This window comes from Streptococcus sp. cx1 (assembly GCF_052384325.1).
In the GTDB taxonomy this organism is placed as follows: domain Bacteria; phylum Bacillota; class Bacilli; order Lactobacillales; family Streptococcaceae; genus Streptococcus; species Streptococcus salivarius_G.
This window is the reverse complement of record NZ_JBQSUN010000006.1, coordinates 147980-156612: the sequence shown is the minus strand read 5'-3', so window position 1 is coordinate 156612 and position 8633 is coordinate 147980. Positions and strand designations below refer to the sequence as shown.

At 40.1% G+C, this 8633-nt stretch carries 6 protein-coding genes and 1 pseudogene; 3 read left to right on the top strand and 4 right to left on the bottom strand.

From position 1 onward, the window contains the following. Positions 1 to 93: 93 nt before the first annotated feature. The 4 genes from ACT170_RS09090 to ACT170_RS09075 form a co-directional block, all read right to left on the bottom strand. Complete coding sequence (locus tag ACT170_RS09090) at positions 94 to 1059, bottom strand: IS3 family transposase (RefSeq protein ID WP_002890057.1); 966 nt, start codon at positions 1057 to 1059, stop codon at positions 94 to 96. Further along, on the bottom strand, positions 1056 to 1733 hold the full coding sequence (locus ACT170_RS09085) for a transposase (RefSeq protein WP_288586508.1): 678 nt from the start codon (positions 1731 to 1733) through the stop codon (positions 1056 to 1058). Before ACT170_RS09085 ends, ACT170_RS09090 begins: the two co-directional genes overlap by 4 nt. Positions 1734 to 1869: 136 nt before the next feature. Further along, the gene (locus ACT170_RS09080; RefSeq protein WP_037601657.1) at positions 1870 to 2610 is read right to left on the bottom strand and encodes an amino acid ABC transporter ATP-binding protein; all 741 of its coding nucleotides are present in this window, start codon (positions 2608 to 2610) and stop codon (positions 1870 to 1872) included. Further along, positions 2610 to 4808: an ABC transporter substrate-binding protein/permease gene (locus ACT170_RS09075; protein WP_444818234.1), complete on the bottom strand. Its 2199-nt coding sequence runs from the start codon at positions 4806 to 4808 to the stop codon at positions 2610 to 2612. Before ACT170_RS09075 ends, ACT170_RS09080 begins: the two co-directional genes overlap by 1 nt. Before the next feature lie 200 nt (positions 4809 to 5008). Between ACT170_RS09075 and ACT170_RS09070 the strand changes: the two genes are divergently transcribed. The 3 genes and pseudogenes from ACT170_RS09070 to uvrB all read left to right on the top strand — a co-directional run bounded on the left by ACT170_RS09070 (position 5009) and on the right by uvrB (position 8616). Next, positions 5009 to 5944, top strand: coding sequence for a CPBP family intramembrane glutamic endopeptidase (locus ACT170_RS09070; protein WP_444818233.1), 936 nt, complete (start codon positions 5009 to 5011; stop codon positions 5942 to 5944). Between the two features lie 70 nt (positions 5945 to 6014). Then, positions 6015 to 6635, top strand: a pseudogene (locus ACT170_RS09065) (hypothetical protein). Further along, positions 6625 to 8616, top strand: a complete 1992-nt coding sequence (uvrB, locus tag ACT170_RS09060; RefSeq protein ID WP_041826694.1) for an excinuclease ABC subunit UvrB — start codon at positions 6625 to 6627, stop codon at positions 8614 to 8616. The pseudogene ACT170_RS09065 and the gene uvrB overlap by 11 nt, the downstream one beginning before the upstream one ends. Positions 8617 to 8633 lie beyond the last annotated feature (17 nt).

Here is an 8633-nt window from a genome sequence, read left to right as displayed (position 1 = left end):
TGATATGCCCCCTGTCAAGTAGACAGGTTAAATATCTAAAAAAGTGTCTGTTTTTGAAGGTCAGTCTTACATAATAAATGTACGGCTGTTTTTTTATGCAGACCACTTAGACTTGTACTTTTCAATTTTGTTATTCTTAGCGATTGGGTATGACAAAGGATGTTCTGATGATAAGGCAGCGTTTCTTACTGCCAAAGGCGTTTTACAGTCATACCTACTTTGTGGACGCTCTTGACAGTAAAATCGGATATAGTCTTTGATGGCATATCGGAGGGAGGCCTCATCTGAAATCTCATACATCTGATACATTTCCGATTTTATAATTCCCCAAAAACCTTCTATTGGTCCGTTATCAATACAATGGCCCACTCTTGACATGGATTGAATCATATCAGTATCTTTCAGCTTTTTTTGAAAGTTCTTATTGGTATATTGAAACCCTCTATCGCTGTGAAATATAGGCTTCGCTGCGGGATTTTTTTCAATGGCTTTGTCAAATGTTTTGAAGACCAGCCGATTGTCATTTCGACCACTTATGACAAAAGCAATAGGATAGCGGTCATATAAATCAAGTATGACACTAAGATAGAGTTTCTTATGAGAGTTAGGAATCTTAAACTCTGTAACATCTGTTACCCATTTTTTGTTCGGAGCAGTTGTATAGAAGTTTCTTGCCAACTTATTTTCTGCAGTTTCTTTAGGCTTGGCAGTCTTGTATTTTTTCCTTTTCTTACGGATAAAAGCGTGGATATCGAGTACTTTCATAATTCGGTGAATTCTCTTTCTTGAGTAATTCGTATGATTGAAATGATTGATCCAATCGGTCATTCTTCGGTATCCCAAGATGTGTGAAAAACGTTCGTCATATTCTTTAATTAATTCCGCAATTTCGCTGTTTAATTGTTCTTGTTCTGGAACTATTCTATGTTTCCATTTATAAAATGCAGACCTCGTAATGCCGAGCTGATGACACATCCAGCTAATGCTCCACCCTTTGTTGGTGTTGAAGTCTTCGATCGCTAAGTATTTTGATTCGTGGCGCTGTTTGCCTAGCCTCACATCCTTCCGAATTCTTTCACTTTTTTTAAGAGTTCAACAGTCATATCCTTTTCTTCTAACTGACGTTTTAAGCGCACATTTTCTCTTCGTAAACGTTCTAATTCATCAACCTCATCATCTAGTTTGTGATGACCCCTTTTGTCAACTAAACCTTCTTCACCATCACTATCATACTTTTTCACCCACGAATACACTTGGCTATAAGAAACATCATAAAGTGATGCCGTTTCCTTATAATTGCGATTATGTTCAATACAATAGTTGACAATCTCTTTGCGTTCATCAATAGTGGTTTTACGTCTTGCTTTTGCCATATAGACCTCCCGTTTTGGATTGTAATCCTTAAGTTCTATATTGGCATTATACATCCTAATCCACTTTCTTAAAAGTCCTGAAGAAATATCATACTGATGACCTAAATCAATAGATGAAGCCTCACCACTAATACATTTTTCTACAAGTTCCATTTTAAATTCTTTTGAATAGGAACGGTTTTTTGTTTTCTTTGTGAATCCTAAAATCCCATATTTTTTATAGATGGCAGCCCAATCTTGAATCGTCCTTGTGGAAATATGGAGACAGTTACATATCTCAGATCTGGAACGATTACAATTAATATAATCGAGACAAGCTTGTTCTTTCTCGTATGGGGTGAACCTTTCTCTTCTAGACATAAAAATACCTCTTAAGTAGATTTTAGGTATTTACCTTGTCTACTTAAGAGGTATCATATCATTCTCACGGGTGGTTTTGACTATCCAAAATGGTAATCAAAAACAGCTACTCTAGCAAGAGTAACTGTTTTGATAATTAGGCGTTTAGAACCTTGTCCAAGAATTCTTTCAAACGTGGGTGTTGTGGGTTATCAAAGATTTGATCTGGAGTACCATCTTCGAGGAACTCACCGTCCGCAGTAAAGATTACTCGGTTGGCAACTTGACGAGCAAATCCCATTTCGTGAGTAACGATAATCATGGTCATACCTTGCTCTGCCAATTCTTTCATAACGTTAAGAACGTCTCCGACCATTTCAGGGTCAAGGGCAGAAGTCGGTTCGTCAAAGAGCATGATGTCAGGATTCATCGCCAACCCACGTGCAATTGCCACACGTTGTTTTTGTCCACCTGACAAGCTATCTGGTGTAGCATCGGCCTTGTCAGCAAGTCCGACACGATCAAGAAGATCCATAGCTAATTTATCAGCTTCTTCCTTGTTCATACGTCCAAGTTCAACAGGTGCAAATGTTACGTTTTCAAGGACTGTCATGTGTGGGAAGAGGTTGAAATGTTGGAAGACCATTCCGATATTTTCACGGGCTTTGTCAAGGTCTGTCTTAGGATCTGATAATTCATAGCCATCAACGACTACTTTACCAGATGTCACTGTCTCAAGTAGGTTAAGCGTACGAAGGAAGGTTGATTTACCTGAACCTGAAGGACCGATGATACATACAACGTCACCTTCGTAGAATTTGGCGTCAATGCCTTTAAGGACTTCATTGTCGCCGTATGATTTGTGCAAGTCCTGCACATCGATTTTCAATTCAGCCATTATTTAAGTCTCTTTTCTAGTCGTTTAGCCAATTTCGTTAAGCATGTGATGATAACCAAGTAAAGGAGGGCCAAAATCGCATACATACGGAATGATTGGTAGTTACGAGCAATGATGATTTTACCAGTTTGGAAGAGTTCAACCAAACCGATAGCTGATACGATAGTCGTATCTTTCAATGAGATAACAAATTGGTTGATGAAGTTTGGCAACATCAAGCGAACCGCCTGTGGCAAGATAACCTTACGCATTGTTGTATTGTAAGGAACACCCAAGCTTCGGCTGGCTTCCATCTGACCAATAGGGACAGCTTCAATACCACCACGCACGATTTCGGCAATGTAAGCACCACCGTTAAGTGAGAGGGCGATTGTTGCTGCCACAAAATCATTGATTGGTGACTGGTGACCAGTGATATTTTCAATCAAGTTAGGAATACCCCAGTAGATGAAGGCTGCAACGATCATCAATGGGATACCACGAACCACGTCAACAAAGACTTGTGAAATCACACGAAGTGTCTTGTTTGGTGCAACTGCCATCATACCGAAGATAACACCGATAATCATGGCAATAGCAAATGAAAGAAGGGTCAAACCAAGGGTAATTCCAAGACCTTGGAGAAGTTGTTTGTAGTTGTTTTTAATCAAGCCTACGATGGTTGTTTCATCGGTAGCTTTTTTTGTGCTTCCTTCTTTTGATTTGTTGCTATCGAGGTATTTATTGATAATCTTATCGTAAGTACCATCTTTCACGATAGCAGCCAAACCATTGTTGAACATTTCAATCAACTCAGGATTAGCACCTTTTTTAACAGCAAAGCCGACTTCACCAGTAGCAATACCTTCGATAGGTGTTGTAAAGTTACGCCCTTGTTGGATAGCGTATAGAAGAACGGCTTCATCATCCATAAGAGCATCGATTGAACCAGAGTTCAAGCTGTCGTACATAGTAGAAGCTTCATCGTAAGCACGAACAGTATAGCCATATTCACCAGCGTGGTCTTCCAACCATGAGTAAGATGACGTACCATTTTTAGCTCCTACAGTCTTACCTTTGAGATCCTTGTAAGATTTAACCTTACTTCCTTTAGCTACAGCCAAACGAATGTTTGATGTGTAGTAAGGATCAGAGAAGTCAAAGATTTGTTTACGAGCATCAGTGATGGTCATACCAGCCAATACGGCATCAGCTTGGCTAGATTGTACAGCATTAAGTGATGCATCGAAACCAGGGTTTGTCAATTTGACATTGAAACCTTGGTTTTTAGCAATGGCATTGATGATATCGACATCGATACCTACATATTTACCTGAACCATTTTGGTATTCGAATGGAGCAAAAGATGAGTCCATTGAGATAGTGTAGGTTTCCTTAGCAGGAGTGGCTTTTGCGTTGGCATCACCAGTCAATTTAAGATCTGCTGAAGGTTTTGATGAAGAAGATTTTGATGAGTCACCCAACCATTTGTTCATGATTTTGTCGTAGGTGCCGTCTTCCTTCATTTCCTTAAGAGCTTCGTTGAAGTCTTTGATAAGATTTTCGTGTTTTCCACCTTTTTTAACAGCGAAAGCGAAGCTACCGATAGATTCAGGCTTAATGTTGATAGCGTAGTCTTTTCCTTGACCAATAGCGTATTTAACAACTGGTGTGTCGTCCATAGCTGCGTCAACAGAACCAGAATCCAAGCTGTTGTTCATCAAGTCGCTAGTGTCAAAAGTTTTAACTGTGAAACCATATTTGCTAGCGTTTTTATCAAGCCAAGTTTGAGAAGCGGTACCGTTTTTAACACCGACTGTTTTACCCTTCAATTGTTTGTAGTCGCTGACTTTATCGCTACTACGTGTGTAGATAACAATTGAGGTGTCGTAATAAGTGTCTGAGAAAGTAAAGACCTTCTTACGTGCGTCGGTAACAGTAGTACCGGCCATGAGGGAGTCAGCTTGTCCTGATTGAACCGCGTTAACGGCGGCATCGAAACCAGGGAAGGTTTGGTTAACGTCCCAATTCTTACGTTTGGCAACTTCGTTGATGATATCAACGTCGATACCCTTATAGGTCTGATCAGAATCTTTGAATTCAAATGGGGCATAGGCTGTATCTGAAACGACTGAGACAGTCTCGGCAGATACCTTAGCTCCGAAAACAAAGAAAACAGACATGGCACTCAAAAAGAGTGTCAGAAGTTTTTTCTTCATTATAAAAAGTTCTCCTTTATAAAATACTTTCCCATTTTATCAAAAAAAGCCCTTGATATCAAACTTCCAGAGGTGTTATGTTAGAAAATATGACAAAATCAGTTAGTTATGAGAGCTTTTTTAGAAGAATTTGACAAGCTTGTGTCAATTAGTTACACTGTAATCGAATACATGTAAGATTTGTTACAGGAGCTAAAAAAATGAAGAAACGTATGCTTGAGAAATATACCAGTCGATATGATAAAGTCCCAAGTTGGCTGATGATTATGCTGTCCTGTTTTATTGCCTTTGGTTATTTCCTTATAAGTGGATTTCTATCAGGGATTGTTGTGGGAATTCCAATGGCTATTGTTCTTTCGTTCTTAGTATTAAATGGCAACATTCAGTTCCAGGATATACATTCGATTTACTATAAAATATTTTCAACCTTGTATTTTCAGTTGGGAACCTTTGTCTTTACTGCCTTAGCTATCTTTTTCTGGGTTAAAGTTGTTGAAAAACGCCCCATTCGTACACTAGGATTTTTTAAGGGTCATATTTGGTTGAACTTGCTTAAGGGTTGGGGACTTGGGACTCTACTCTTGTTAGTTAGTTTCCTTGGAACTTATTTACTTGGAGGGTTAGAATTTCTAAAAGTAGACTTTTCTCAGAGAACCCTCTTATATATACTATCCCTAATCCCTTTTTGGTTTATCCAAGGTGGAACCGAGGAACTGGTGACACGTGGTTGGTTACTTCAGACGGTGACTAATAAATTGAACCTTTCCTGGGGAATTGCTATTTCAAGTTCTTTCTTTTCAATATTACACCTAGGAAATCAAGGTGTTACAGCCTTGTCTCTTATCAGTATTGTTCTAGTAGGAGTTCTCACGGCGCTTTACATGCTCAAGACAGATAATATCTGGGGTGTTGCTGCCCTTCACGGTGCTTGGAACTTTACGCAAGGGAATATAGTTGGTGTGGCAGTGAGTGGACAGAATGCCGGTGGAACCTTATTACATTTTCAGGCCAGGTCAGGCGTGCCTGATTGGTTGTCAGGAGGAGCTTTTGGTTTAGAAGGAAATCTTGTTACCTGTCTCGTTCTCCTAGTAGGGATTATCATACTTCGTCTACAATTGAAAAAAGAAAACTTTTAAGGCTGAGTTCAAAGACTCGGTCTTTTTACTTCTGTGTTAAAATAGAAGAAAGTTTGGAAAAGGGGAAGAGATGAGAGTTAGACTTGTGCGAGGTATGATTTGTGTACAAATTGTCTATGGACTTATATTTCTTGTCGCTTCCACCGGTCTATTCTGCTGGTTTCTTATAGATGATTATCGTTTTGGGAACTTTGTAGATAACTGTGTTGCCTTCTTCATTTTATTAATATTTCTTTATGCTCTGACTAATTTAGTTGACGGTATTGTGAGACTTAAAGGTCATAAAAAAATTTTGGAAATTAACAATGATACCTTTATTTATTATGGAAGGTTATGTGGACGAGTAACCTTTGAGATTCCGCTGTCTGAGATTGACTTGGTTATGAAGGATTGGTCAACGCCAATGGATGATGCCAAACACTCGTCGACTATATACTATATTCTAAAACGTATCGATGATTTCGGAAAAATAAGGTCTTGGGAAAGGCAGAGATATAGAGTTTTATACATTTTTTTCAATGATAGTAAAACGGCCTTGAAATATGATAAAAAACTTGGTTTTCAGACACGAAAAAAGAGAAAATACGTTGCTTAGACAAAAATGATTCACATTTCTATCGCAGAAGGAGAATTTTTCTCCGACCAAGAGATGAACGATTACATAAATGAAAGGAAAAAGAATGATAGATAGAAAAGAAGATAACCAATTCCATTTGGTTTCTAAATATGAACCTTCTGGGGATCAACCTCAGGCCATCGAAGCCTTGGTGGATAATATTGAAGGTGGTGAGAAGGCTCAAATTCTAAAGGGGGCGACAGGGACAGGTAAGACATATACCATGAGTCAGGTCATCCAGCGCGTCAATAAACCGACCTTAGTTATCGCCCACAATAAAACTTTGGCAGGTCAGCTTTATGGTGAGTTCAAGGAATTTTTCCCAGACAATGCTGTAGAATACTTCGTTTCCTACTATGATTTCTATCAGCCAGAGGCCTATGTACCATCATCAGATACCTATATCGAAAAAGATAGCTCTGTAAATGATGAAATTGATAAGCTACGACACTCAGCAACGTCGGCCCTCCTTGAGCGTAATGATGTTATCGTTGTGGCTTCTGTTTCTTGTATTTACGGTTTGGGTTCGCCCAAAGAATATGCTGATTCAGCAGTCAGCCTTCGACCAGGCCAAGAGATTTCTCGAGACAAGCTGCTAAATGACCTAGTTGATATCCAGTTTGAGCGAAACGATATTGATTTCCAACGTGGGAAATTCCGTGTGCGTGGCGATGTGGTCGAAATTTTTCCTGCCAGCCGTGATGAGCACGCCTTTCGTGTCGAATTTTTCGGTGATGAGATTGACCGCATTTGTGAGATTGAGAGTCTGACCGGACGTAATCTCGGTGAAGTTGAGCACCTTGTTCTTTTCCCGGCTACTCACTTTATGACCAATGAAGAGCATATGGAAGAAGCCATCAAGAATATTATGGAAGAGATGGAGGCTCAGGTTAAGCAATTTGAAGCCGAGGGGAAACTCATCGAGGCTCAACGTATCCGTCAAAGGACAGAATACGATGTCGAAATGCTCCGTGAGATGGGTTACACCAACGGTGTCGAAAACTACTCGCGCCACATGGATGGTCGAAAAGAAGGCGAGCCACCGTTTACTTTACTTGATTTCTTCCCAGAAGATTTCCTCATCATGATTGACGAAAGTCACATGACCATGGGACAGATTAAGGGAATGTATAACGGAGACCAAGCTCGTAAGAAGATGTTGGTTGATTACGGCTTCCGTTTACCGTCAGCTCTTGATAACCGTCCCCTTCGTCGTGAAGAATTCGAAAGTCATGTGCATCAGATTGTTTATGTATCAGCGACACCAGGTGACTATGAGATGGAGCAGACTGAGACCGTCGTTGAACAAATTATCCGTCCGACAGGGCTTCTTGATCCAGAAGTCGAAGTGCGTCCAACTATGGGTCAAATGGACGATCTTCTCGGTGAGATTAATGCCCGTACTGAAAAAGGTGAGCGTGTCTTTGTAACAACCTTGACTAAGAAGATGGCTGAAGACTTGACGGACTACCTCAAGGAAATGGGTGTCAAGGTCAAATATATGCATTCTGATATTAAGACTTTGGAGCGTACTGAGATTATCCGTGACTTGCGTTTGGGTGTCTTTGATGTTCTTATTGGGATTAACCTTCTCCGTGAGGGGATTGACGTTCCTGAGGTTAGTCTGGTTGCTATTTTGGATGCTGATAAGGAAGGTTTTCTTCGTAATGAACGTGGGCTTATCCAAACGATTGGACGTGCTGCCCGAAATAGTGAAGGGCACGTTATCATGTATGCGGATAAGATTACGGAGTCTATGCAGAAGGCCATGGATGAAACAGCTCGCCGTCGTGAAATCCAAATGGCTTATAATAAGGAACACGGTATCACTCCGCAAACGATTAAGAAAGAAATTCGGGACCTTATTTCGATTACCAAGGTCAATGAAGCAGAAGTGGCAGAGGATACTGTGGACTACAGTGCTATGAACAAGAAAGAACGCCAAGAAGCCATCAAGAAACTTCAAAAACAAATGCACGAAGCGGCAGAACTGCTTGACTTCGAGTTGGCGGCTCAAATCCGTGATATGGTTCTTGAGCTGAAGAGTATGGATTAAGGCTAGTTACATCACTT

Excerpts from the sequence above, each read along its gene's own strand:
- ACT170_RS09070 (WP_444818233.1), top strand. The coding sequence starts at position 5,009 with ATGAAGAAACGTATGCTTGAGAAATATACCAGTCGATATGATAAAGTC.
- uvrB (WP_041826694.1), top strand. The coding sequence starts at position 6,625 with ATGATAGATAGAAAAGAAGATAACCAATTCCATTTGGTTTCTAAATAT.
- ACT170_RS09085 (WP_288586508.1), bottom strand. The coding sequence starts at position 1,733 with ATGTCTAGAAGAGAAAGGTTCACCCCATACGAGAAAGAACAAGCTTGT.
- ACT170_RS09075 (WP_444818234.1), bottom strand. The coding sequence starts at position 4,808 with ATGAAGAAAAAACTTCTGACACTCTTTTTGAGTGCCATGTCTGTTTTC.
- ACT170_RS09080 (WP_037601657.1), bottom strand. The coding sequence starts at position 2,610 with ATGGCTGAATTGAAAATCGATGTGCAGGACTTGCACAAATCATACGGC.